The organism is Actinomadura rugatobispora (genome assembly GCF_055379765.1).
This window is the reverse complement of the sequence record NZ_AP029191.1, coordinates 6,558,611-6,582,299: the sequence shown is the minus strand read 5'-3', so window position 1 is coordinate 6,582,299 and position 23,689 is coordinate 6,558,611. Positions and strand designations below refer to the sequence as shown.

General features: G+C 71.6%; 22 protein-coding genes. 3 read left to right on the top strand and 19 right to left on the bottom strand.

Annotated elements, in window-relative coordinates:
• Positions 1 to 2: 2 nt before the first annotated feature.
• From ACZ466_RS29445 to ACZ466_RS29425, 5 genes are all read right to left on the bottom strand, one after another.
• Complete coding sequence (locus ACZ466_RS29445) at positions 3 to 2,267, bottom strand: cell envelope integrity TolA family protein (RefSeq protein ID WP_378278949.1); 2,265 nt, start codon at positions 2,265 to 2,267, stop codon at positions 3 to 5.
• Positions 2,257 to 2,652 (bottom strand): hypothetical protein, encoded by a 396-nt coding sequence (locus ACZ466_RS29440; protein WP_378278951.1) that lies wholly within the window; start codon positions 2,650 to 2,652, stop codon positions 2,257 to 2,259. Before ACZ466_RS29440 ends, ACZ466_RS29445 begins: the two co-directional genes overlap by 11 nt.
• Positions 2,649 to 4,187: a PrsW family glutamic-type intramembrane protease gene (locus ACZ466_RS29435; protein ID WP_378278953.1), complete on the bottom strand. Its 1,539-nt coding sequence runs from the start codon at positions 4,185 to 4,187 to the stop codon at positions 2,649 to 2,651. Before ACZ466_RS29435 ends, ACZ466_RS29440 begins: the two co-directional genes overlap by 4 nt.
• Positions 4,184 to 4,573: a hypothetical protein gene (locus ACZ466_RS29430; protein WP_378278954.1), complete on the bottom strand. Its 390-nt coding sequence runs from the start codon at positions 4,571 to 4,573 to the stop codon at positions 4,184 to 4,186. The genes ACZ466_RS29435 and ACZ466_RS29430 overlap by 4 nt, the downstream gene beginning before the upstream one ends.
• Before the next feature lie 177 nt (positions 4,574 to 4,750).
• The gene (locus tag ACZ466_RS29425) at positions 4,751 to 6,352 is read right to left on the bottom strand and encodes a GMC family oxidoreductase (RefSeq protein ID WP_378278956.1); all 1,602 of its coding nucleotides are present in this window, start codon (positions 6,350 to 6,352) and stop codon (positions 4,751 to 4,753) included.
• Between the two features lie 151 nt (positions 6,353 to 6,503).
• Between ACZ466_RS29425 and ACZ466_RS29420 the strand changes: the two genes are divergently transcribed.
• Positions 6,504 to 7,121, top strand: coding sequence for a cob(I)yrinic acid a,c-diamide adenosyltransferase (locus tag ACZ466_RS29420; protein ID WP_378278958.1), 618 nt, complete (start codon positions 6,504 to 6,506; stop codon positions 7,119 to 7,121).
• A gap of 126 nt (positions 7,122 to 7,247) precedes the next feature.
• A complete protein-coding gene (locus tag ACZ466_RS29415) occupies positions 7,248 to 8,078 on the top strand; it encodes a DUF4097 family beta strand repeat-containing protein (RefSeq protein ID WP_378278960.1) in 831 nt (276 codons plus the stop codon).
• A 108-nt stretch (positions 8,079 to 8,186) separates the two neighbouring features.
• Here ACZ466_RS29415 and ACZ466_RS29410 read toward each other — a convergent pair whose 3' ends face one another.
• The 14 genes from ACZ466_RS29410 to ACZ466_RS29345 all read right to left on the bottom strand — a co-directional run bounded on the left by ACZ466_RS29410 (position 8,187) and on the right by ACZ466_RS29345 (position 21,623).
• Positions 8,187 to 9,722, bottom strand: a complete 1,536-nt coding sequence (locus tag ACZ466_RS29410) for a M28 family peptidase (protein WP_378278962.1) — start codon at positions 9,720 to 9,722, stop codon at positions 8,187 to 8,189.
• A gap of 132 nt (positions 9,723 to 9,854) precedes the next feature.
• Positions 9,855 to 10,316, bottom strand: a complete 462-nt coding sequence (locus ACZ466_RS29405) for a DUF2550 domain-containing protein (RefSeq protein ID WP_378278964.1) — start codon at positions 10,314 to 10,316, stop codon at positions 9,855 to 9,857.
• A gap of 487 nt (positions 10,317 to 10,803) precedes the next feature.
• A complete protein-coding gene (locus tag ACZ466_RS29400) occupies positions 10,804 to 11,190 on the bottom strand; it encodes a F0F1 ATP synthase subunit epsilon (RefSeq protein WP_378278966.1) in 387 nt (128 codons plus the stop codon).
• A 72-nt stretch (positions 11,191 to 11,262) separates the two neighbouring features.
• The gene (gene atpD, locus ACZ466_RS29395; protein WP_378278968.1) at positions 11,263 to 12,693 is read right to left on the bottom strand and encodes a F0F1 ATP synthase subunit beta; all 1,431 of its coding nucleotides are present in this window, start codon (positions 12,691 to 12,693) and stop codon (positions 11,263 to 11,265) included.
• Positions 12,694 to 12,696: 3 nt separating this feature from the next.
• Positions 12,697 to 13,602: a F0F1 ATP synthase subunit gamma gene (locus ACZ466_RS29390; RefSeq protein ID WP_378278970.1), complete on the bottom strand. Its 906-nt coding sequence runs from the start codon at positions 13,600 to 13,602 to the stop codon at positions 12,697 to 12,699.
• A 6-nt stretch (positions 13,603 to 13,608) separates the two neighbouring features.
• Entirely contained in the window at positions 13,609 to 15,246 is a 1,638-nt protein-coding gene (atpA, locus tag ACZ466_RS29385; protein WP_378278972.1) for a F0F1 ATP synthase subunit alpha, read from the bottom strand.
• A 40-nt stretch (positions 15,247 to 15,286) separates the two neighbouring features.
• Entirely contained in the window at positions 15,287 to 16,105 is an 819-nt protein-coding gene (locus tag ACZ466_RS29380) for a F0F1 ATP synthase subunit delta (protein ID WP_378278974.1), read from the bottom strand.
• 64 nt (positions 16,106 to 16,169) lie between these two features.
• Positions 16,170 to 16,742: a F0F1 ATP synthase subunit B gene (locus ACZ466_RS29375; RefSeq protein ID WP_378278976.1), complete on the bottom strand. Its 573-nt coding sequence runs from the start codon at positions 16,740 to 16,742 to the stop codon at positions 16,170 to 16,172.
• Between the two features lie 37 nt (positions 16,743 to 16,779).
• Positions 16,780 to 17,004 carry an ATP synthase F0 subunit C gene (gene atpE / locus ACZ466_RS29370; protein ID WP_378278978.1) on the bottom strand — a complete coding sequence of 75 codons (225 nt, stop codon included), beginning with the start codon at positions 17,002 to 17,004 and terminating at the stop codon, positions 16,780 to 16,782.
• A gap of 74 nt (positions 17,005 to 17,078) precedes the next feature.
• Positions 17,079 to 17,879 carry a F0F1 ATP synthase subunit A gene (gene atpB, locus ACZ466_RS29365; RefSeq protein WP_378278979.1) on the bottom strand — a complete coding sequence of 267 codons (801 nt, stop codon included), beginning with the start codon at positions 17,877 to 17,879 and terminating at the stop codon, positions 17,079 to 17,081.
• 116 nt (positions 17,880 to 17,995) lie between these two features.
• Positions 17,996 to 18,229 (bottom strand): AtpZ/AtpI family protein, encoded by a 234-nt coding sequence (locus tag ACZ466_RS29360; RefSeq protein WP_378278981.1) that lies wholly within the window; start codon positions 18,227 to 18,229, stop codon positions 17,996 to 17,998.
• Between the two features lie 81 nt (positions 18,230 to 18,310).
• On the bottom strand, positions 18,311 to 18,793 hold the full coding sequence (locus tag ACZ466_RS29355; protein ID WP_378278983.1) for a hypothetical protein: 483 nt from the start codon (positions 18,791 to 18,793) through the stop codon (positions 18,311 to 18,313).
• A 447-nt stretch (positions 18,794 to 19,240) separates the two neighbouring features.
• Positions 19,241 to 20,401, bottom strand: a complete 1,161-nt coding sequence (locus ACZ466_RS29350) for a glycosyltransferase family 4 protein (protein WP_378278985.1) — start codon at positions 20,399 to 20,401, stop codon at positions 19,241 to 19,243.
• Positions 20,402 to 20,549: 148 nt separating this feature from the next.
• Complete coding sequence (locus ACZ466_RS29345; RefSeq protein WP_378278987.1) at positions 20,550 to 21,623, bottom strand: DUF2207 domain-containing protein; 1,074 nt, start codon at positions 21,621 to 21,623, stop codon at positions 20,550 to 20,552.
• Between the two features lie 88 nt (positions 21,624 to 21,711).
• On the opposite strand from ACZ466_RS29345, the gene ACZ466_RS29340 reads away from it, so the two are divergent.
• The gene (locus ACZ466_RS29340; RefSeq protein ID WP_378278989.1) at positions 21,712 to 23,670 is read left to right on the top strand and encodes a sensor histidine kinase; all 1,959 of its coding nucleotides are present in this window, start codon (positions 21,712 to 21,714) and stop codon (positions 23,668 to 23,670) included.
• Positions 23,671 to 23,689 lie beyond the last annotated feature (19 nt).

Sequence of the window (23,689 nt, the reverse complement as noted above, 5' to 3'; positions counted from 1 at the left end):
GCTCATGGCGACGCCTGGCGCTTGCGGCCGGGAAGGCGGAAGCCGAACATGACGATGACCAGGCCGACGGCGATGATGATCAGGATGCCGTTGCGCCCGGTGGTGAACGAGCGCAGCGTCCCGACCGTCCGGTCCAGCAGGCCGTTGTCGGCGGCCTCGGCCGTCTCGCCCAGCCAGATCGTCCCGTCGGAGGCGGCCGTGGGGTCGTTCTGCGACGCCTGCACGGTCTGCGCGAGACGCGGGCTCCGCTGGTCCATCTGCGCGGCGCTGAGCCGGGCCGGGTCCAGCTTGCTGAAGTCGACGCCGCCGAAGGTCATCTTGAGGATCGACCGGCCGTCCGGGCTCGGCTGCTCGTAGGTGAACTCCCCGCTCCGGATCGACTTGACGTAGTCGTCGAAGACCTGCCGCGGCTTCCAGGTGCCCTGCAGCTTCGCCGGGCCGAGGTCGCCGGTGTCGAGGAGGCCGTCGAACGAGGTGCGGTGCCCCTCCTGGTTCCGCTTGCGGATCCACTGGGCGATGACGCGGGCCAGGAAGGCGCGGCGCAGCGGGGCGTACTCCGGATCCTTGTTGACCGCCTCGATGACCTTCGGCACGATCATCTTCTGCTCGAGCTGCTCGTTGCGCGTGTTGGCGGCCGGGTCCGGGGTGCACGACATGCCCGCGACCCGCTCCGCCTTGGCCTTGACCGACAGGTCCGCCCTGATGATGTAGAGCGCGTCGCCGTCCTCGCGGACCTGCACGTCACCGGGAATGATCCACATCCGGGACGAGTAGCACGCCGTGCTCGAGATGGCCAGGAGCTCCCGCCAGTAACGCGCACCGAACTCGGTCTTCGGGTCGATCATCTTGCCCTGGGTGCGCTTCATCGCGAAGTCGGCCTCCAGCAGCGCCCGGCCCGCGTTGGTCTGCCCGAGCTGCTCGTCCACGATCCGGTCGGGCTCGGACGGGTTGAGGTTCACCCAGAACTTGCTCGGGTCCAGCACCAGCCAGGTCCGCAGGTCGGCGGTGCTGGTGGTGATCGCGCCCAGTCCGGTCTCCGGATCCTGGGCGCCTCCCGAGGCGGACGGCTTTCCGGAGAACGAGTACTTCACACCGGACGAGCCGTCCGACATGTACCGCATCTCCAGCGTCGAGAAGTCGACGCCGCCGAGGTTCTTGCCGTCGAGCATCTTGTCGATCGCGCTGGGCCCGCACGGCGCCTTCAGCCGCACCACCGCCATCGCCTGCCCGCCGTGCCCGCTTCCGCCCAACCCCCCGGTCGAGCACACCGGCCCGGGCTTCAGCCCGAGATTGACCCGCGCCTGCGCCTTCTTCTTCTCCTTGGCCTGCTTCACCTCCTTCTTCACCTCGGCCACCGCTCTGTCCAGCTCGGTCTTGGTCGAGACGATCCTGACGCCGGCGTTCTGCAACTTCTGGCGCACCTGATCACTCTTGATGCCTTTGACCGCGAAAAGGACGACCCGCTTGCCGGAGGGATTCACCGTCCTGTTCTTCAGCAGCCCGGGGCGGGGTTGCTTGGCCTTGGGATCGTCCAGGCTGCCGACGATCTGCGTCAGTTTCCCGCCGCCGTCTCCGGCGGTCACCTCGACGATGAAGTCCTTGGCCTCGACGTCGACCTCGGAATCGAAGTTCCTGGTGTCACCGGCCGCCGCTCGCCGCTGCTTGTCCAACTGGGGTTCGGTGTACGACCTGTTGAAGTCGACGACCTCCGGACGGATCCAGTTGGCGACCACGGCCTCCCAGTAGTGGTTGTTCCTCTTCTCGGCCTCCGCGGCTTCCCTGTTGGCCTGCCGGTATACCTCCCTGGCCTTCTCCACCTCCCGCGCCCAGTAATTCTTGGCCCTTTCGCTCGTCGCCTCCTTCATCGCCTTCTCGGCCGCGTCCAGCGCCGTCTTCGCCTGGCTCTTGGCCTGCTCGGCGGCCGTGGCCTCATCACCGCTGCGGCGCCGGCTCAGCGCGTGGTCGACCTCGGCGTCCAAGATCCGGCGGGCCTGCGCCTCCGCCTGGTTCTGCAGGGAGGTCGCGGCGCCGTGGTCGGCTTCGGCGCGCGCGTCCTTGACCAGTTGCCGCAACTTGGTGAGTTCGGCTTTGGCGGCGGCGAAGTCGGCGTTCCGGAGGGCGGCGTCGATCCGTCCGATGATCTCGGCGGACTCGCCGGGGGCCGGTGCCAGCGCGGCGGGGGGCGCGGCGAGGGCGGGGGTGGTGGTGACGGCGAGGAGGAGGGCGGCCGGGGCGGCGAGGAGACGCGTCCAGCGGTTAGGGCGCACCCGGGCCTCCCATGAGGGGAGGGCCGGGTTGGGACGTGCCGGTGGCGTGGATGTAGGAGTCGAGGACCTGCGCCGACTGCTGGCTCCCGCCGGCCGCGATCTCGCCCTTCCGGAGGACGCGGGCACCGAGCACGCCCATCACGCCCAGCACCGCGACGGCGACGACGGCGGCACCGGCCAGGGAGTGGCGGGTCGTGCAGGCCTCGCCGTCACCGAAGAGGGATCCGCCACTCCTGATCTTGTTGAGGTCGATCTCGATGTTGGGGCGGTAGCCGACGCCGACGTGGCAGGCCGAGGCCGGCTGCGCGGTCAGCGGCATCACGAGGCAGGTCATGAGAGCGGTCAGCACGAGGGTCGCCATGACGGCGCGGGCCGCGCGGCTCATCGGGTCACCACCGGCTCGGCGTGGGACTTCAACCGCATCACCTTGGCTCGCAACAGCGGGCCCTCCTCGTGTGTCTCCAGGTCGTCTCCGGCCTCCTGCTGCCGCAGCCGCCAGGCCGCCAGTTCCAGCTGGGCGGACTGCAGGCGCAGCAGCTTGCGCGCGGGGTCCTGGCCGTACCGCCGCAGCGTGGTCACCAGCGCCCAGAAGCGCAGCGACGGGTCGACCAGGAACGGCGCCTCCGCACGGGTGATCGCCGGGCCGCCCGCCATCACCTCGGCCGACACCGCCGTCCGCGCGGCGGCGGCGCGGGCGCGGCGCCCCGACCTCAGCACCAGGACGGCCAGCACGATGAACGGCGACTGCGGCAGAAGCCAGATGAAGGGCGTGACCACCAGGGTGTCGAACGCGGTCCCGGTGTCCATGTGGCCGTGGAGCTGCTGCGAGAACCAGCCCGAGAGGATCTCGGACGCGGTGGACCCGCCGATCGAGATCGCGAAGGCCGCCGCGACCGTCGTCCACCGCTCCTTGCGGCTGCGGGCCCGGGCGGCCAGGGCGAGCCCGGCGCCGAGCAGCGCCCCGAAGGTGACCTGCCCGCCGAGCAGGCCGATCGACTGCCTGATCCAGTACTCGAGCCCGGCCGAGGTCTGGAGGATCCCGCCCACCAGGCCGTAGATCTTCATGATCAGGGCGCTCTCGACGAGGTTGTAGCCGAGCCCCATCGCCGCCCCCAGGGCGAAGCCGGTCATCACGTCGGTGACGTGCCGCCGGAACAGCAGCATCAGCAGGACGATCCCGCCCGCGGTGCCCAGCGCGTTCACGGCGCCGAGGTGGAGCACCACGAAGTCCATGATCCGGAACTGGAGGCCCGTCACCTTGGTGGCGTCGCTCACGTTGTCGAAGTCGATCCCCGCGGCCTTGATCACGTAGTTGAAGAGCGACCCGAACATCAGGTTGGTGTAGGCCCGGCCCAGCCCGAACACGATCAGCGCGCCCCAGCCGAACGCGATCAGCAGCATCGACGGCGGAACCCGTGCGAACCGCTGCGCGTTGTGCAGGAGCAGCAGCACGAACGCGGTCCCGGGGAGGCAGGCGAGCGCGTGCAGCGGGTACAGGACCACGACCGACAGCCCGAGCAGCCCGAAGGGCCCCATCATGGCCCCGATGGTCGCCCAGGTCAGCCGGGCCGCGCGGGCGCCCCGCGGGCGGGTGATCGCCACGTACACCTGGATCAGCACGCCGACGACGATGCCGGCCAGGACGGCGTAGAAGACGACCGCGGGCATGGCCAGCAGCCGCTCGAGTGAGGCGAACGGGGAGTCCTTGAGCTTGCTGAGCTCCGACTTCTGGAACAGCGACAGCGTCGGCTCGTTCGGCAGGATCTTCGGCCGGGCCAGGTTGAGCAGCAGGAGCAGCAGGTAGATCCCGATCGAGGCGCGGGCGACCAGCAGCGCCCGGCGGCGCAGATCGTCGTCGTCGCGCAGGCGCGCGGGCGCGCGGTCGGGGAGCTGCGGCGGGACGCCGGCGGCGTGGTTCACGGTGCACCACCCGGGTTCGAGGGGGGCTGCGGGATGCCGGTCGGGAAATTCGTCGGGAACCCGGACGGCAATCCGGTCGGCAATTCGGTCGGGAAGTTCCTCGGCAGGCCGGTGGGATAGTTCGACGGCAGCTCGGTCGGGAAATTGCTGGGGAGGTTCGTCGGAAGGCCGGTCGGCATTCCGGTCGGGAATCCGGACGGCATTCCGGACGGCACCCCGGACGGTCTCCCCGGCATGTTCGGTATCTTCGGGGTCTCGGGCGCGTTCGCCCCGGTCAACGTGACCACGAGCGACACCCCGAGCAGCACCGTTCCGACGGTCCCGCCGATCGTCAGCAGGCGCGACTGCCCGCGCCGCGCGTCCCCGTCCACATCCGTCGAGTTCACGGGTCACCCGCCTAGTCGATGGCTCCTGGGTCGCGGAGAGTCTCTGATAGACAGGGTTGTCTGTCAATGAGATGTGACGCACTCGGACGAACCCGAACCAGAGCGGGATTCGCGGCGTCCCAGGCCGGGCTCGACGGTTCGCCGGAGGGGCCCTGAAGAAGGGTGCGGCGGCCCTCTTCAGGCGGCCGGGGAAAGGGGACGGCGGCCGCGGATCAGGTCGGCGGCGCGCTCGGCGATGGCGATCGTGGGAGCGTTGGTGTTGCCCCGCGGAACCGCCGGCATGACCGAGGCGTCCACGACCCGCAGGCCCTCCACGCCCCGGACGCGCAGATCGGGGTCGCAGACCGCGTCCTCCGAGCCGCCCATGGCGCAGGTGCTCGTCGGGTGGAACAGCGTCGCGCACTCGCGGCGGGCGAAACCGGCCAGCGCGTCGTCGCCGTCCACCTGCTCGCCGGGCGCCCACTCGCCGCCGACCATGGCGGCCAGGCGCCCGGTGGCCGCGATGCGGCGGGCCTGCCGGATCCCCGCGACCAGGATGTCCAGGTCGGCCCTGTCCGCCAGGTACGCGGGATCGATCAGCGGCTTGGCGTACGGGCTGGCGGAGCGGAGCGTGAGTGCGCCCCGGCTCGCGACCGCGACGGCCGTGACCATGACCGACAGCAGCCGCTGCGACGGCTCGACCAGGCCCTGCTCGATGAACGGGGTCGGCAGGACGTGGTACTGCAGGTCGGGGGCGGGCAGCCCGTCGGCGGTGCGGGCGAAGCCGCCCGCCTCGGCGATGTTGGAGGCGAACGGGCCGCGCGTCACCGCCCTGTAGAGCGCGAGGTTGCGGGCGTTGGCCAGCTCCCAGAGGCCCTTGACCCGCGGCGTCGCGAACATCACGTTCACGAACGGGTGGTCCTGGAGGCCCCGGCCCACGGGCGCGTCGACGAGGACGTCGATGCCGTGCTCGCGCAGGTGGGCGGCGGGGCCGATGCCCGACAGCATGAGCAGCTGCGGGCTGTTGACGGCGCCGCCGGACAGGATCACCTCGCCCTCGGCGCGGACCTCGTGCCGGATGCCGCGCCGCTCGTACCGGACGCCGGTCGCCCGGCCACGCTCGACCAGCACGCCGGTGACCAGGGCGTCGGTGACGACGGTGAGGTTGGGACGGCCCAGCGCCGGCCGCAGGTACCCGTCGGCCGTGGACCAGCGCCGGCCGCTGCGCTGCGTGACCTGGTAGAAGCCGACGCCGTCCTGCTCGGCGCCGTTGAAGTCGCTGTTGGGCGCCAGCCCGTACCGCACGGCGGACTGCACCCAGGCGCGGGTGAGCGGGTGCTTGTACCGCGGGTCCTCCACGCGCAGCGGGCCGCCGGCGCCGTGGTACTCCGACGCGCCGCGCTGCTGGTCCTCGGCCCTCAGGAAGTACGGCATCAGGTCGGCGTGGCCCCAGCCCGCGCAGCCGTGGGCGTCGCGCCAGGTGTCGTAGTCGTGCCGGTGCCCGCGAATGTAGATCATCGCGTTGGTGGACGAGCTGCCGCCCAGCGTGCGGCCCCGCGGCCAGTAGACGCTCCGGCCCCCGGCGTGCTCCTGCGGGACGGTGCCGTAGTCCCAGTCGTACGGGCCCTTGCCCAGCGACGCCACCGCGGCCGGGACGCGGATCTCCGGGGCGTCGTCGGGCGGGCCGGCCTCCAGCAGCAGGACGCGGACGCCCGGGTCCTCGCTCAGCCGGGCGGCCAGGACGCAGCCCGCGCTGCCGGCGCCCACGATGACGTGGTCGTACCCGGGGTCGTCGGTCATATCGGCCGCCTCCGCAGTCTTCCGTGGCCGGACAGAGCGCTCAGAGTCCCTGAAACCCTACCGAATCCCATTTCAGCGGCCGGGCCGAGCGGCCGCGGCACCGGCCACCGCGCCGATCGCCGCCCGGGGCCCGCGGAATAGGGTGGCGGGCATGGCGAAGAACAGGGACACCCCGGTCGTGCTGTCGCAGATCTACACCCGTGCCGGCGACGGCGGGAGCACCCATCTCGGCGACATGTCGCGTACCGCCAAGACCGATCTGCGCCTGGCCGCCTACGCCGACGCCGAGGAGGCCAACGCCGCCATCGGCGCCGCCATCGCCCTGGGCTCCCTGGCCGAGCCACTGGTCACGCTGCTGACCCGCGTCCAGAACGAGATCTTCGACGTCGGCGCCGACCTGGCCCGTCCCGTCATGGCCGAGGCCGACGGCTCGGCGCTGCGCGTGACCGAGGAGTACGTCGAACGCCTGGAGGCCGCCTGCGACGAGCACAACGCCGGCCTTCCGCCGCTGCGCAGCTTCATCCTCCCCGGCGGCACGCCCGGCGCCGCCCTGCTGCACGTCGCCCGCACGGTGACCCGGCGGGCCGAGCGGACGGCGTGGGCCGCGATCGAGCAGTACGGCGCCAGCCCGGTCGGCGAGGGCGACGGCGGCGTCAACCCGCTCACCGCCCGCTACCTCAACCGGCTCTCCGACCTGCTGTTCATCCTCTGCCGGGTCGCCAACGCCGAGCGCGGCGACCTGCTCTGGAAGCCGGGCGGCGAGCGGTGAGGTGGGGTTAGCCCCACCATCGGGACGCAGGCTCTCCACCTGGCCCGTCCCCGCCCGCCGATGTGAAGCTTGGAGCGTACGGGGGAACCGGCGAGAGCGGGAGTGAACGTGAAGACGCTGAGGGGCGTGGCAGTGGCGACCGTGGCGGCGGCGCTCGCGGCGGCGGTGACGGGCGGGTGCAGTGTCAGCTTCAACACCAAGACCCACCGCGAGACGCGGTCGCACACCCTCACCGGCACCTTCCCGGAGCTGCGGGTGCACGGTGACAGCGGGAGGCTGGAGGTCGTCGGCACCGACTCCCCGCGTGTGAAGGTCGTGGAGTATCTGAGCTGGTCGAACCCGAACAACAAGCCCAGGACCGTGCGGGCCGTCCGGGACGGCACGCTCACCCTCGAGACCAAGTGCAGCCGCACCGTCATCGGCTACAACGCGTGCGGCGCCGGGTACCGCGTCGAGGTCCCGCGCTCCACCACGGTCGACCTGCGGACCGACAGCGGCAGCCTGCGGGTGGACGGCCTGACCGGCAGCGTCATGAAGCTGCACAGCGACTCCGGCTCGGTCAACGCCGAGAACGTGCGCGCCGACAGCCTGTCCGCGACCGCCAACTCCGGCAAGGTCAAGGTGTCGGGCCGCGCCGACTCGGCCGAGCTGCGCTCTGACAGCGGGGCGATCGAGGCCGACGGCCTCCAGGCCAAGCGCGTCACCGCGCGGGCCAACTCCGGCGGGGTGCGGCTGCACCTGGCCTCCGTGCCCGACAGCGTCGACATCGACAACGACTCGGGCTCCGTCAAGGTCCTGCTGCCCACGGTCGACAAGGGGTACGCCTTCATCCTGCGGACCGACTCCGGCGCCCGGAACATCTCACCGGCGCTGCGGCAGGACAGCTCCTCCCCGCACCGCGTCCGGATCAGCAACGACTCGGGCGCGATCAACATCTCCCCGGCCCCGGAGGCCTAGCCCCTCGCGAAGCGACCTCGGGTACCGCGCGAGCGCGTTACCCGGCCGGTGAGGCGACGCCGGAGGCGGGCCTCACCGGCCAGACCGCGAAGCGATGCCGCGCTCGGATCAGCGGACGAGGTGGTCGCCGCGCCAGTCGAAGCCGGCTCCGGCGGACTGCCCGGAGAGCTGAGCGGAGGAGGCCGGGCGGCGCGTCTCCCCGTTCACCGGCAGCGTGCTGGCGGCCAGCCGCTGGGTGGCGAACGCGACCCCGTCGACGTGCGCGTCCAGCAGCTTCCAGTCGATGTTCGCGAGCGTGTCGCACGCGGTGTGGTAGCACGGGTCGTACGGCTTGCCCGCCTCCCCGCCGAACAGCGCCGCCTGCTCCGCCGTCTTGACCACCTCGGCGCCGCTGAACAGCCCCCCGGCCGGGATCCCGGCCTGGATGAACGGGCCGTAGTCGGACCGCCCGGTGAACTCGCTCTCCAGCGTCGGCAGCCCGCGCCCGGCGTAGTAGTCCTTGAAGATCTTCTCGATGGCGCCCGACCCGGGCGGCGGGGCCGTGCCGCCGCCGAGGGAGCCGTCGCCGTCGTAGACGCCGCGAACGCCGTTCACCGAGCCGAGCATGTCGAAGTTGAGATTCAGGGCGATCTTGGCGCGGTCGTTGTCGCTCAGCTTCCCGACGTAGTACTCGGAGCCGAGCAGCCCCTCCTCCTCGGCGCCCCACCAGGCGAACCGCACCTTGTTGCGCAGCCCCGCGGCGCCCAGCCTCGAGATCTTCTCCGCGACCGCCAGCAGCGCGGCCGAACCGCTGCCGTTGTCGTTGATGCCCGGGCCCTCCGGGACGCTGTCGAGATGGGCGCCGACCACCACCACGTTGTCGTCGCGGCCGCGCCCCGTCTCGGCGATCACGTTGGACGAGGTGCGCGTGCCGGTGACGGTGTCGGTCCTGACCCGCAGCTTCAGCCCGCCCGCCTGCGCCGCCCTGGTCAGCTCGGCGCCCAGCGCGTGCGGGGTCTCCACGACGGGCAGCGGGAACGCCTTGCCGAGCGTCCCGTTCACCAGGCCCTGCTCCGCCGGCAGGTTGAAGACGACCAAGGCGCCGGCACCGGCCGCCCGCGCGTTGGCGGCCTTGGCCTCGAAGCTGCAGCCGCCGCGCTGGATCAGCGCGACCGAACCGGAGGCGAAGCCCTGGAAGTCGGCCGCCTCGCAGCCCGCGGTGCCCGCCTGGCCGGACGCGGGGACGTCCACGGCCGCCGCGGAGGCGGTCACGTCGCCCGCCCCCGAGTACTGCATCGTCTGGAACTGCTCCTCCGGCTTGTAGGTCGCCTGGCCGGGGGCGGTCTGGGCGAACACCGCCGGGGTGCGCTGCTCCCAGTATTCGTACTCGAACGGCTGCACCCGCGGCGTGAACCCGGCCTTCTTCAGCCGCGCGACCACGTACTTCACCGACACGTCGTACCCCGGCCGGGACACGGCGCGGTTGCCGCCGTTGTAGTCGGAGATCTCCTGGAGCGCCTCCAGGTGCCGGCGGACGTCCGCGATCCGGACCAGCCCGGCCAGATCGGGAGCGGCCGTCGCGGGCGCACGCGGGACGGCGACGAGGGCGGCGCTCAGCGCGGACCCGGTGAGCAGGGCGGCGGCACCGGTGGCGAGTCTTCGCACATGCACTCCTGAGGTGAGGGAGCGGAGTCGGCTCGATCATTCCCCCGCGTCCCGCACGCCACAACGCACCCAAACGTCACAACACCGATACGCCTGCTCACCCGGAGTAGCGAACCGGCGGGCGTGCGCCGGCTACTCCGGCGGGTGCAGATCGACGGGGAACCCCGGCGGGGCCGCCTCCAGCCACGCCAGGAAGCCGGTCAGCGCCGCGGCGCTCATCGCCAGCTCCACCCGCAGGCCGCCGTCCCGGACCTCGATGATCGACGCCTCCGGCAGCAGCCCCTCGGCCTCCTCGCCCTCCGGACGGCGCCGGTTGGACACGACAAGGCCCCGGCGGTGAATCACCTGCCGGGGCCTCCTGCGGAATCCGAACGCGCGGTGCCAGTGCAGCACGTCGCCCTTGTAGCGGCCGATGCCCAGCCGCCAGGGGCCGGGCACTCCGTCCGCGGGCATCACGCGCAGGCTGCACTCCACCGCGCCGCCGCCGCGGACGAACAGCCAGCGTCTCAGCGCCATCAGGGCGAACGCCAGCACGACCAGCAGGACCACCACGGCGAGCACCCCGCCCGCGTCCCATGCCAGGTGCTCGCCCAAGTCCCCCCGCCGTTTCCTCGTGACGCCGTTCGCCGCGGCAGAGCCTCACCGGCCGGGCCTCACCGGCCCCGGCCGCAAGGCCTGGCCTACCGGGCCGGGCCGCGGACCGGCCGCGCCCGCCGGGCTTTGGAGGAGCCTACAGCCCGCGTGCGGGTGCCGCGCACGGCGCCCCATGCTCTGCGCGTCGACTCTTCCGTCCGCCAGGTAAAAGCGACCGAAACGCCCCAGGATCGCCGAAGGCCACGGCCGGTCCGTGTCACGAACCGGCCGTGGCCTCGGTGTTCATTGCATGCGCGAGCTGCGCTCCTCGCCTGGCGGCTCGTCGCTTGTCGCGCCTGCGGCGATCGCCGCATCGCTCCGAACTCGCCTTGACGGCTCGCTTCGCGATCAGTTCCTCGCAAGCTCGGAACTGGCTTCGCACGCGATCGCAGCGCCTGAGCGACCGTACGGGGCTGAGCCGACGGGCTTAGCCCCTCTTGGTTTTCGGTCAGCCTTCGGCGCCCGCCGCGCGCAGGCGGGCGCGGGCCCGCCGCTCGTGGGTGGAGTCCTGGTCACCGGCGGTCAGGGCCGCCTGCAGCGCCTGCCGCGCCGACGCCACGTCCACCTCGGCGCCCAGCTCGGCCTGCTCGGCCAGGATCGACACCTCGTCGTCGGCGATGGAGAAGAACCCGCTGCCGACCATCGCGCTGACCCACTCGCCGCCGTCGGCCGGCTCGACCTTCACCACGCTGCCGTCCAGCAGCACGCCCAGCACCGGGGCGTGGCCCGGCAGGATGCCGAGCTGGCCCTCGATGGTCTGCGCGACCACCATCTTGGCCTCCCCGGCCCAGATCTCGCGCTCCGGCGAGACCAGGCCGACCTTCAGAGTTGCCACAGTCCGTCCTCCGACTCCCGAAACCGGCGAAGCGGCCCCGGCGGGGCGGCCGGACCGCCCCGCCGGAACGGCTTACTTCGCCAGCTCCTTGGCCTTCTTCTCGGCGTCCTCGATGCCGCCGCACATGAAGAACGCCTGCTCGGGCAGGTGGTCGTACTTGCCCTCGGCGATCCCCTTGAACGAGGCGATGGTCTCGTCCAGCGGCACCGTGACACCGGGCTGGCCGGTGAACTGCTCGGCCGTGTACATCGGGTGCGACAGGAAACGCTCGATCCGCCGCGCCCGGTTGACGGTGACCTTGTCCTCTTCCGACAGCTCGTCGATACCGAGGATGGCGATGATGTCCTGCAGCTCCTTGTACTTCTGCAGGATCCGCTTCACCTCCTGGGCCACCTCGTAGTGCTCCCGCCCGAGGATCTGCGGGTCCATGATCCGCGAGGTCGAGTCGAGCGGGTCCACCGCCGGGTAGATGCCCTTCTCGGTGATGGCCCGGGAGAGCACCGTGGTGGCGTCCAGGTGCGCGAACGTGGTGTGCGGCGCCGGGTCGGTGATGTCGTCCGCGGGCACGTAGATCGCCTGCATCGAGGTGATCGAGTGACCGCGGGTCGAGGTGATCCGCTCCTGCAGCACGCCCATCTCGTCGGCCAGCGTCGGCTGGTAGCCCACCGCCGACGGCATGCGGCCGAGCAGGGTCGACACCTCCGAGCCCGCCTGGGTGAACCGGAAGATGTTGTCGATGAACAGCAGCACGTCCTGCTTCTGGACGTCCCGGAAGTACTCGGCCATGGTCAGCGCCGACAGCGCCACCCGCAGCCGGGTGCCCGGCGGCTCGTCCATCTGGCCGAACACCAGCGCGGTGTCCTTGAGGACGTTGGCCTCTTCCATCTCGACCCAGAGGTCGTTGCCCTCACGGGTCCGCTCGCCGACGCCGGCGAACACCGAGGTGCCGCCGAAGTTCCGCGCGACACGGGTGATCATCTCCTGGATGAGCACCGTCTTGCCCACGCCCGCGCCGCCGAACAGGCCGATCTTCCCGCCCGACACGTACGGGGTCAGCAGGTCGATGACCTTGATGCCGGTCTCGAGGATCTCGGTCTTGGACTCCAGCGTGTCGAACGCCGGGGCCTTGCGGTGGATCCCCCAGTGCTCGGTGATCTCCAGGGACGCCTTGGGCACGTCCAGGGAGTTGCCCAGCGCGTTCCACACGTGGCCCTTGGTGACGTCGCCGACCGGCACCTCGATCGAGTTGCCGGTGTCGAGCACCGGGGCGCCGCGGACCATGCCGTCGGTGGGCTGCATGGAGATGGCGCGGACCAGGTTGTCGCCCAGGTGCTGGGCGACCTCGAGGGTCAGCGTCTTGGTCTCGTCGCCCAGCGTCACCTCGACGTGCAGGGCGTTGTAGATCTCCGGGATGGCGTCGGCGGGGAATTCCACGTCGACGACCGGGCCGATGACCCGGGCGACGCGCCCCGTCGCCGTCGCCGTTTCTACCTGTGCGGTCACTTCTCACTCCCCGCCAGAATCGGCCAGCGCGTCAGCGCCACCGACGATCTCGCTGATTTCCTGGGTGATCGCGGCCTGCCGCGCCTGGTTCATCTGGCGCGTGTAGACCTCGATCAGCTCGTTGGCATTGTCGGTCGCCGACTTCATCGCCCGGCGGACCGCCGCGTGGAACGCCGCCGCCGACTGGAGCTGCATGTGGAAGATGCGGCTCTCGATGTAGTTGGGCAGCAGCAGGTCCAGCGCGGCTTCCGCGGTCGGCTCGAACTCGTAGGCCGGCGGCGCGGCGCCCCCCGCGGAGTCCGCGTCCCGCTCCTCGACCTCCAGCGGCAGCAGCCGGCGCACCTGCACCTGCTGGGTCAGCATCGAGACGAACTCGGTGTAGACCACGTGGATCTCCCCGACCCCGCCCTCGGCGTCGGTCTTGAGGAAGTCCTCCACCAGACGGCGGCCGATCCGCTCGGCGGTCGCGAAGTCGGGACGGGAACTGACCCCGCGCCACTCCGCGGCCAGCTCGCGCTCGCGGAACCGGTACCAGGTGATGCCCTTGTTGCCCACGACGTACGGGACCGGCTCGCGGCCCTGCTCGCGCAGCGCGGCCATCAGCGACTCGGCCTCGCGGATCAGGTTGGCGTTGTAGGCCCCGCAGAACCCGCCGTCGCTGCTGATGACCAGCACCGCGGACCGCTTGTCCTCCGGCTGCTCGCGCAGCAGCGGATGATCGATGCCCACGTGATGGCTGACCAGCGCCGACAGCGCCCGGGTGATCTGGTCGGAGTACGGCTTGGAGGCCGTCACCGCCTGCTGCGCCTTCACGATCCGCGAGGTCGCGATCATCTCCTGGGCGCGCGTGATCTTGGCGGTCGAGCCGACCGACCTGATCCGCTGCCGCAGTTGACGAATCTGAGCCATCTCGCGTCAGTCCTTCTTGACGCGGGTGATGGTCTCCTGCTCGACGGCCTCGTCCGCGATCGGCTCGACCGGCTCCTCCTCGCCCAGCAGGCGGCCCTCGCTGGTCTCGAAGCCCTTCTTGAACTCCGTGATGGCGTCCTTGAGGGTGGTGAGGCCGTCGTCGTCGAGCTGTCCGGTCTCGCGGATGGAGGTGAGCAGGCCCGCCTCGTTGCGGTCCAGGTGGTCGAGGAACTCGGTCTCGAACCGGCGGATGTCCTCCACCGGCACGTCGTCGAGCTCGCCGGAGGTGCCGGCCCACACCGACACGACCTGCTTCTCCACCGGGAACGGGCTGAACTGCGGCTGCTTGAGCAGCTCCACCAGGCGGGCGCCGCGGTCGAGCTGCGCGCGGGAGGCGGCGTCCAGGTCGGAGGCGAACGCGGCGAACGCCTCCAGGTCGCGGTACTGCGACAGCGACAGCCGCAGCGTGCCGGCGACCTTGCGCATCGCCTTCACCTGCGCCGAGCCGCCGACCCGGGACACCGAGATACCGACGTTGATCGCCGGCCGGACGCCCTGGAGGAACAGGTCGGTCTCCAGGAAGCACTGGCCGTCGGTGATGGAGATGACGTTCGTCGGGATGTACGCCGACACGTCGTTGCCCTTGGTCTCGATGATCGGCAGACCGGTCATCGAGCCGCCGCCCAGCTCGTCCGACAGCTTCGCGCAGCGCTCCAGCAGCCGCGAGTGCAGGTAGAACACGTCGCCCGGGTAGGCCTCACGGCCCGGCGGGCGGCGCAGCAGCAGCGACACGGCGCGGTACGCCTCGGCCTGCTTCGACAGGTCGTCGAAGATGATCAGGACGTGCTTGCCCTGGTACATCCAGTGCTGGCCGATCGCCGACCCGGTGTAGGGGGCGATGTACTTGTACCCGGCCGGCTCCGAGGCGGGGGCGGCGACGATGGTGGTGTAGGCCATCGCGCCCGCCTCCTCCAGGGTGCGGCGCACGTTGGCGATCGTGGAGCCCTTCTGCCCGACCGCGACGTAGATGCAGCGGACCTGCCTGCTCTCGTCGCCGGACTCCCAGGCTTCCTTCTGGTTCAGGATGGTGTCCACGCAGACCGTGGTCTTGCCGGTCTGCCGGTCACCGATGATCAGCTGCCGCTGGCCCCGGCCGATCGGGGTGATCGAGTCGATCGCCTTGATGCCGGTCTGCAGCGGCTCCTTCACCGACTGCCGCTGCACGACCGAGGGGGCCTGCAGTTCCAGCGCACGGCGCTCGTCGGTCTCGATCGGGCCCTTGCCGTCGATCGGGGTGCCCAGCGCGTCGACGACACGGCCCAGGAAGCCGTCGCCGACCGGGACCGAGAGAACCTCGCCGGTACGGCGGACCTTCTGGCCCTCCTCGATCTTGCTGAAGTCACCCAGGACGACGGCGCCGATCTCGCGCACGTCCAGGTTCAGAGCCAGGCCACGGGTCCCGTCCTCGAACTCGAGGAGCTCGTTCGCCATGGTCGAGGGCAGGCCCTCGACGTGGGCGATACCGTCGCCGGAATCGACGACGGTGCCGACCTCTTCGCGCGCGGCTGCCTCAGGCTCGTACGACTGGACGAAGCGCTCCAGCGCGTCCCGGATCTCATCCGGACGGATCGTCAGCTCCGCCATGATTCCTCTCTTGCTCCCTTAGGGTCGCTTGCCGGCCGCGTCAGCCGGCGAGCCGGCGTCGGACGTCGTCCAGCCGCCCGGCGATGGTGCCGTCGATGACCTCGTCCCCGATCTGGATGGACAACCCGCCGATCGTGCTGGGGTCGAGCTCGATGTTCAGGTGTACGTCGTGGCCGTAGGCCGTCGCCAGCACCGCGGCCAGCCGGGTCCGCTGGGCCTCGGTCAGCTCCACCCGGGTGCGCACGAGCGCCACCAGGCGCTGCCTGCGCTGGGCGACGAGCTTGCCGAACTCGGCGAGCCCGCCTTCCAGGCTACGGCCTCGCGGGCGAAGTACCAGCTCGGTGACCAGCGTCTTGGTGGCCGCGGTGGTCTTGCCGTCCAGCAGCGCGTCCAGCAGACCGGCCTTGCGGTCCACCGGCAGGCCCGACCAGGTCAGGGCGGCGCGCAGCTGCGGCTCGCCCTCGACGACCCTGGAGAACCGGAAGAGCTCGTCCTCCAGGTCGTCGAGCCGGCCTTCGGACTCGGCGCGGGCGGCCTCGGCGGTGACCGCGAGGGTCTCCAGCCCGTCCGCCAGCTCCGAGGGCTTGGACCAGCGCAGCCGCACCACGTCGGCGACCAGGCCGAGAGCGGCCGGTGAGACCTTGCCCTCCAGCAGGACCTGGACGAGCCGCGCCTTGTCGGCGCCGTCCCGCGCCGGGTCCGACACCGCCCGCCGCAGCCCGTGCTCGCGGTCGATCAGGCGCAGCACCGCGAACAGGTCCTCGCCGAGCCCGGCCGGGTCGGTGGAGGCGAGGACCGCCTCCAGCCGCTCCCTGGCCTCGGCCAGCGACGCCCTGCTCACCGCTCCCGTGATGGTCATGGGGCCTCCTGCGTCGGCCCCATGACCAGTGGTGCTGTGCTTACCCATTCCCTCGCAAGCTCGGTCATGAGGTGATCTGCTCCTGGGTACGGGCCCGGTCCTCGAGCTCCTCGAGGAACCGGTCGACCACGCGGCTCTGCCGGGCGGCGTCGTCGAGCGACTCGCCCACCACGCGGCCGGCCAGCTCGACCGACAGCGTCCCGATCTCGCCCCGCAGCGACTGCAGCGCGGCCTGCCGCTCGGCCTCGATCTGGGCCTGCGCGGCCTCGGTGATCCGGCGCGCCTCGGCCTGGGCCTGCTCGCGCATCTCGGCGATGATCTGCGCGCCCTGCTCGCGGGCCTCTTCACGCAGCCGGGACGCCTCGTGCCGGGCCTCGGCCAGCTTGGCCTGGTATTCCTTCAGCGTGGCCTGGGCCTCGGACTGGGCGTCCTCGGCCCGCTTGAGCCCGCCCTCGATCGCGTCGGTCCGCTCCTCCAGGGTCTTCTGGATCTGGGGAACGAGCTTCCAGCCGACCAGGAGGAGCACGATGATGAACGAGATCGTGCCGAAGACCAGTTCGGAGGTGTGCGGAAGGAGCGGATTGCTGTGTCCGCCCTCCTCCGCGGCCACCGTGGCGGCGGCCAGCAAATTGGTCATGAGGGTTCCGCCTTCCTGTCAGTGCGTGCCAGGAGGGTCAGCTGTGCACGAACGGCACAACGAAACCGATGAGCGCCAGCGCCTCGGTCAGCGCGAAGCCCAGCAGCATGTTCTGCCGGATCACGTTGGTCAGCTCCGGCTGGCGGGCGATGGCCTGCACGCCCTGGCCGAAGATGATGCCCACGCCGATACCGGGGCCGATGGCGGCGAGACCATACGCGACAGAACCGATGTTCCCGGAGACTTCGGCGAGAATGCCCATGGACTTTCCTTCTCGTTCGGCGGTGGGGAGCCGCCCCACCGGAGGTTGCTTACTAGTGACGGGTACTGGGTCGGTCAGTGGTCAGGGTGCAGGGCGCCACCGATGTAGGAGGCGGCGAGCAGGGTGAAGATGAACGCCTGCAGCGCCTGCACGAAGATCTCGAAGGCCGTCATGACGATGGTCATGAGGAAGCCGATCAGGCCGACACCCGCCCCGAGGACGGTGAGCTTCTCGGCGAGGAACCACCAGGCGACCGACGCGAAGAACGCGATCAGCAGGTGGCCGGCGAACATGTTGGCGAAGAGCCGGACCGCGTGCGTGAACGGGCGCAGGATGATGTTCGAGAGGAACTCGATCGGCGCGAGGATCACGTACAGCGGCTTGGGCAGGCCGGGCGGGAACATCATGTTCTTGAACCACCCGATGAAGCCCTGGTGCTTGATGCTCAGGAACCACATGATCGCGTAGACGAACAGCGCCAGCACGATCGGGAAGGCGATGTGGGAGGGCGCCGGCAGCTGCATGACCGGGACGACGCCCATCCAGTTCATGATCAGGATGAAGAAGAACGTCGAGATCAGGAACGGCATCCACTTGTCGCCCTCTTTGCCGATCATCGGCCGGGCGATCTGGTCGCGGACGAACAGGTAGCCGACCTCGCCGACGTTCTGCACGCCGCGCGGCACCAGCTTGGGCTTGTTGAAGGCGGCCCAGAAGAAGCCGACCACGATGATGACCGAGAGCGTGACGATGAGGGTCGGCTTGGTCACCCAGGCGGGCGCGCCGTGCCAGAGCGGCCCCCAGTCGAAGATCTCGGTCCCCGGGGCTTGGAACTCGTCTCCGCTCGGGGCGGCGAGGAGGTGTCGCGCACTCACGCGGCAGTCCCTTCGTCAGTGACTCTGCAGGTCGGTCGGTTCGTCAGGTGCGGCCCCGAGGGCCGCGCGGCGTCAGTCCCGGTCGGCGGCGGCCTGTGCCCCCGCCTCCGGCGCCGTCAGCGGCCGTAGCGGTGGTAGACCAGGTAGAGCGCGAGACCGAGGCCCACCAGGATCCCGATGGGGAACATCGCCGAGGTGCCCCACCAGCGGTCCAGCAGCCAGCCGAGTCCGCCGTAGACGGCCATCCCGCTCAGCACGTAGCTGGGAATCGACCAGGCGGCGTTGGCGAAGCTTCGCTGTCCGGAGTCCTCGTCGGACTTCGGATCGGGCGGGTGCCCCTCCTCGCTCATCGCAGGACGGACCATAGCAGGCCACCCCCCTGATGGTCATATTGGAGTAGTCCATCCGCTCCGGCGCCGCCCACGGGGTCATCACGGTCCCCGGTCGGCGGCCGAACCGGCCGTGGACACGGACCCGGCCGTGGCCTGGGAGGAGTCGTGCGGGAGGTCGGCGGCGGCGGGCTCGTGGTCCACGTACAGGGTCTTGGCCCTGGTGGAGGTGAGGATCTCCGCGCCGATCCAGACCAGGGTCAGCGCGATCACCGACCAGCCGAACGCCTTGGAGTCCCACACCGTGACGCCGTCGAGGCCGGCGACGAGGGCGAACATCACGAAGATCTTGGTGATGTAGCTGAAGACCGCCGCGGTGAACATCATCTGCGGCGAGATCCGGGAGGCGTAGCTGACCGCGATCACGCTGATCGAGAAGAAGGCGATCACGACGAACGTACCGATGGCGGCACCCAGCGCTCCCTTGGACCCGGCCAGCGCCAGGCTCGCCGCGATGGCGGCGATGCCGGCGATGCCGGTCGGGATCGCGGCGCCGCGGAGGATCCGGGCGTCGGAAGAGTGCATGTTGGCTCCGGCTGGTCACGTTTCGTGTTCGTCCCTTGCTCGTGAAAGGTATCACAAGCGTCCGGAACGTCCGCAATTACCCTAGATGTAACGACTTCGGACGGCCGTCACCGGCGCGAACACCACGGACTGTAGCCCAGGTCGACCGATGGTCACGCCGGAACGACCCGAGCACGCCGCGTATCCCGCACCCCGGAGCCTGCCAGAAACCGAGCGCCGTTCAAACCCCTGGGGGGTCGTGAACCGGACCGTAACAGATCAAACCGTGGCGGATCAGACCGTGGCGGACAGACTGCGGCCCCAGGAGGGGCAGGTCAGAAGGCCGGCTCAGCGAAACGGGCTCACGGGGAAAACTCAACGGAAGGAACTCGACGGAGCGGGCTCAGACGGGCGGCTCAGACGGGCGGCTCGGCGCGGCGGCTCGGCGCGGCGGCTCGGCGCGGCGGATCAGACCGGCTCGCGGGTGCGGGGCGGGGCGGCCGGCTCGAGCGCGCGGGCCTCCGCGCGGCGGGCCGCCATCCGCGGCACCGCGATCATCGCGGCCAGCCCGGCGACCCCCACCACCCCGGTGACCGAGGCCACCAGCACCACCGAGTTGGTGAACGACAGCCCGACCAGGCTGGAGGCCAGCAGCGACACCCAGAAGTACATGATCAGCACCGCCCGGCGGTGCGAGTGGCCCAGCTCCAGCAGCCGGTGGTGCAGGTGCTGCTTGTCCGGCGCGAACGGGGAGCGGCCCTGGTTGGTGCGGCGCCACACCGCCAGCAGCATGTCCACGAACGGCACCGCCGCCACCGCCGGGACCAGCAGCAGCGGGACGTAGAAGGGGAACAGTCCGTAAACACCGATGAACTGGGGGTCGAACTGCCCGGTCAGCATGATCGTGGAGGCGCTGAGCAGCAGCCCGATCAGCATCGAGCCGGTGTCGCCCATGAAGATCCGGGCCGGGTTGAAGTTGTGCGGCAGGAACCCGGCGCACATCCCGACCAGCACCGCGGCGGTCAGCGTCGCGCCGGTCAGCGTGGTCAGCTTGTTGGTGTACGAGAGCAGATAGGCGTAGGAGAACAGGGCCAGCGCGGCGATCCCGACGACGCCCGCGGCCAGGCCGTCCAGGCCGTCGATGAAGTTCACCGCGTTGATGGTGGCGACCACGACGAAGACGGTCAGCGGCACCCCGTAGGCCGGGGGCAGCGACAGCGGCTCGCCGGTCGGCATCGGGAGCACGTAGAGCTGGATGCCCTGCATGATGAAGATCCCGGCCGCGGCGACCTGCCCGGCGAACTTGGTCAGGGCGTCCACGCCCCAGCGGTCGTCGGCGATCCCGACCAGGACGATCAGCCCGCCCGACAGCAGCAGCGCGTTGGTGATGCTGACGTCGCCGTTGGCCAGCACCTTGCGCATCTCCGGGAGGCCGGTGGCGACCACCAGCGCGGCGACCATGCCGCCGAACATCGCCAGCCCGCCCAGCCGCGGCGTCGGGATCACGTGCACGTCCCGGTCGCGGACCGCGGCCTGCGCGCCGAACCACACGGCGAACCTGCGCACGGCGGGGGTGAGCAGATAGGCGACGAGGGCGGCGATGAGAATGGTGAGCAGATATTCCCGCACGCCCCACGCCTCCTTTCACCGGTGCTCGCGCCGTCCCGGCGCCGCCTCGCGTGCCGTCACACGGGCGGCGGGCGGCCCTTTCCAGGGACCGCCCCGTCGGGGTAGGACGCGCGCCGCGGGCGATCGGTTCGCGGCCGCGGCGTATCGATCAACTGTAGTCCTCCCGCGGCGCGGTCGGCGCGGGTTCGGGACGGCGGGCGCGATGCGCCCCGGCGATCCCGGCCCCGACCAAGATCACGCCGAGGCCGGCGACGGAGAGGTCGCCCAGCGAGAACGCCCAGGGGCCGCGGGGCACCACGTCGTCGGCGACGTCGGCCAGGACGGCCAGCGCCCCGCCCGCGGCCAGCAGCCGGCCGGACCGCCGCCGCGGGAGCGGCCTCGGGAGCGGCCGCCCGCCCGCCGCGCGCGCGGCGACCAGCATGCCCGCGGCCAGCGCGACGCCGAGCACGGCGGTGCCCGCCCACGTCCCGTCCCAGCGGGGCGGGGCGTACTGGGGCGGTGGCGCGTTCACCGCCCCCTTGGGCAGCCGAACCCGGACCAGGACGCCCTCACGCGGGCGCAGGCCGCGCTGGGTGAAGCCGATCGCGTACGGGCCGTCGCGGTCGCGCAGGCAGCGGGTGCCCGCCGCGAGGGTGCCCGCGTGGCAGGACACCTTGCGCAGTGGAACCGGCGCCTGCACGCGCACCGCGACCTCGTCGATGGGCACGTCCCAGGAGCGGCCGATCGCGTCCCAGGCCAGCTCGGCGCGGCCCGCGCGCGGGGTGAACAGCCCGGCCATCTCGTACTCGATCACGTACGCCTGGCGTCCGGTGACCCGGTGGCCCTGGCCGCCCACGGTGATCCGCACGTCGTTCAGCAGCCGCAGCGTGCGCGCCCGGGCGGGGGCCCCGGTGGACGAGCTGGTCCGGATGTTGCGGACCTCGTAGAGCCGGTCGCCGCGGCGGTACGGGACGGGCCGCTCGATGCCGTGCTCGCCGCCCCGGTCGAAGTCGTAGGTGATCGTCTCGCGGACGTGCAGCACGCCCTGGCGGTCGATGGTCAGCACCACGTCGTAGGCCGGGATGCTCTCCACCGGACCGGGCTCGGGCCGCGCCGCCGCGGGCCCGGGCGGGGCCTCCGCCGGCGCCGATCCGGCCGCGGGCAGCGCCGGTCCGGCGGTCACCAGCGACCACAGGCCGACCGCGACCGCCAGCCCCCGGATCCGGCCACGCACGTCAGGCATGGTGTCACCGTTTCCGCACCGGACGCGCCGTAACGAGCCGTTTACTTCGGCGCGGGGCACCGCGCGGCGCCCTTTAAGGTCACTAAGTGTGCGGCAATGGGGGCGGATCGGGGTCACGGACGGGCGATGGCCCACCATCGCGGACTTCGCCGTGCCCGCCATCCTCGCCTTCGCCCAGATCGGCGGGACGTGGCTGCTCACGGCCGGCGTCGACCGGCCGGTGGAGCGCGAGCGGTGGATGGCGGCCGTCGCCGCCGTCCTGATCGGCAACTTCGCGCTGATCTGGCGCCGGGTCGCGCCCGTGACCGTGCTGGCGGTCACCGTCGTCGCCGGCGGCGCCGGGGCGCTGGCGATCGACTCCGAGGACGCCGTCGTCGGCGGGATCATCGACACCGTCGCGCTGTTCTCGGTGGCGGTGCACCGCGGCCGCCGCCACGCCATGCTCGGCTGCCTGGCCGCGCTGGCCGTCCTGACGCTGGTCATGGCCCCGGTGCGGCCCGGCGCGGCGCTGCTGACCAACGGGGTCCTGGACGTCGCGTCCTACGTGGCCGTCACCGCGCTCGGCCAGATCCGGCGGCAGCGCAAGGCCCGCCGCCGGGAGCTCACCGAACGGCTCGCCGCGGCCGAGCACGAGCGCCGCGACGCCGCCGCCGCCGAACGCGAGCGCCTGGCCCGCGACCTGCACGACGTGGCGGGCCACCACCTGAGCGCCGTGGTCGTCCACAGCACCGCCGCGTCCCGCCTGGACGACCCCGACCTGGCCGTGCGCGCGCTCACCGCCGCGGCCGACACCGGCCGCGACGTGCTCAAGGCGCTGAGCCGTCTGGTGGACGTCGTCGGCCCCGATTCCGGGGACGGCCGGCTGGAGACGCTTCTGCCTCCCCTCTGCCGCGGCCTGGTGCGCCTGGGCGTCCCTGTGACGCTCACAGTCGAGGCTCCGCGGCGGCTCCGACCCCAGGTGACCAACGCCGCGTACCGGATCGTCCAGGAGGCGCTCACGAACGCGATGCGGTACGCCCAGGGCGCCGCCGTGACCGTCGACATCGGCGGCGGCCCGGACGGGCTGGAGGTGGAGATCCGCAACGCCGCGCCGCCCGAGGAGATCCCCGCCCCGGCCCTGGGCGGCGGCCGCGGGATCGCCGGGATGCGGGAGCGGGCCGAGTCGCTCGGCGGCACCCTCACCGCCGGTCCGGACGGCTCCGGCGGCTGGACGGTCCGCGCCGTGCTGCCCACCTCGGCGCCCGCCGGGCGGCGCCGGATCGGCTGGCCGGAGGTGCTGGACCTGTCCACCATCGCGCTGTGCGCGGCGCTGCCCGTGCTGGTGGCCTTCGCACCGGCCGAAGGGATGCTGCTCGACTGGTCCCTGGGCGGGAGCGTGCTGGCCGTCGCGGCCGTCCTCGGCCGTTCGCTGCCGCTGTTGTGGCGGCGGCGCGCCCCCTACACGGTGCTGGCCGCGCTGACGGTGATCGACACGGTGTGGGCGGTGCTGGCCGGGCTCAGCGCCTCCGGCGAGATGCTGGGCATGCTGGCGCTCGCCTGCCCCACCACCATGGTCGCGGTGTCCTCGGTGGGCTGCTACGCCCGGCGCGGCACCGTGACCTGGCCCGCGCCCCTGGTCGCCGCACTGCCCTGGGGCGTCCTGTTCGGGATGCTGGGCGGGCTGGAGAACACGTCCGCGAGCGACGCCGACGCCATCCTGTTCGGGCTGGTCACGGGAGCGCTCTTCGCGACGCTGGTGCTGCTGCCGTTCTGGGCCTGGGGGCGGACGATCGCGGGACGCGGCGTGCAGTGGGAGGCCGACGCCCTGGAGACCGTGGCGGCGCGCACGGGCGAGGCCGTGCTCGCCGAACGGCACCGCGTGGCGATGGGGCTGCGCGGGACCGTCCTGGAGCACACGGCGCGGGTGGTGCACACCGCCGAGGCGGGACTGGCGGAGGCCGAGGCGGACGTACGGCAGGCGCTGGCGGACGTGGCCGAGCACGCGCGCGCGGCGCTCACCGACATGCGCGCCCTGCTGGACGCGATGCAGGATGACACCGCCACCTGAAAAGCGGAAATGTCATTTC

Coding starts and splice junctions, on each gene's coding strand:
- ACZ466_RS29440 (WP_378278951.1), bottom strand. CDS start 2,652: ATGAGCCGCGCGGCCCGCGCCGTCATGGCGACCCTCGTGCTGACCGCT.
- ACZ466_RS29425 (WP_378278956.1), bottom strand. CDS start 6,352: ATGACCGACGACCCCGGGTACGACCACGTCATCGTGGGCGCCGGCAGC.
- ACZ466_RS29420 (WP_378278958.1), top strand. CDS start 6,504: ATGGCGAAGAACAGGGACACCCCGGTCGTGCTGTCGCAGATCTACACC.
- ACZ466_RS29390 (WP_378278970.1), bottom strand. CDS start 13,602: ATGGCTCAGATTCGTCAACTGCGGCAGCGGATCAGGTCGGTCGGCTCG.
- atpA (WP_378278972.1), bottom strand. CDS start 15,246: ATGGCGGAGCTGACGATCCGTCCGGATGAGATCCGGGACGCGCTGGAG.
- ACZ466_RS29380 (WP_378278974.1), bottom strand. CDS start 16,105: ATGACCATCACGGGAGCGGTGAGCAGGGCGTCGCTGGCCGAGGCCAGG.
- ACZ466_RS29375 (WP_378278976.1), bottom strand. CDS start 16,742: ATGACCAATTTGCTGGCCGCCGCCACGGTGGCCGCGGAGGAGGGCGGA.
- atpE (WP_378278978.1), bottom strand. CDS start 17,004: ATGGGCATTCTCGCCGAAGTCTCCGGGAACATCGGTTCTGTCGCGTAT.
- ACZ466_RS29360 (WP_378278981.1), bottom strand. CDS start 18,229: ATGAGCGAGGAGGGGCACCCGCCCGATCCGAAGTCCGACGAGGACTCC.
- ACZ466_RS29355 (WP_378278983.1), bottom strand. CDS start 18,793: ATGCACTCTTCCGACGCCCGGATCCTCCGCGGCGCCGCGATCCCGACC.
- ACZ466_RS29345 (WP_378278987.1), bottom strand. CDS start 21,623: ATGCCTGACGTGCGTGGCCGGATCCGGGGGCTGGCGGTCGCGGTCGGC.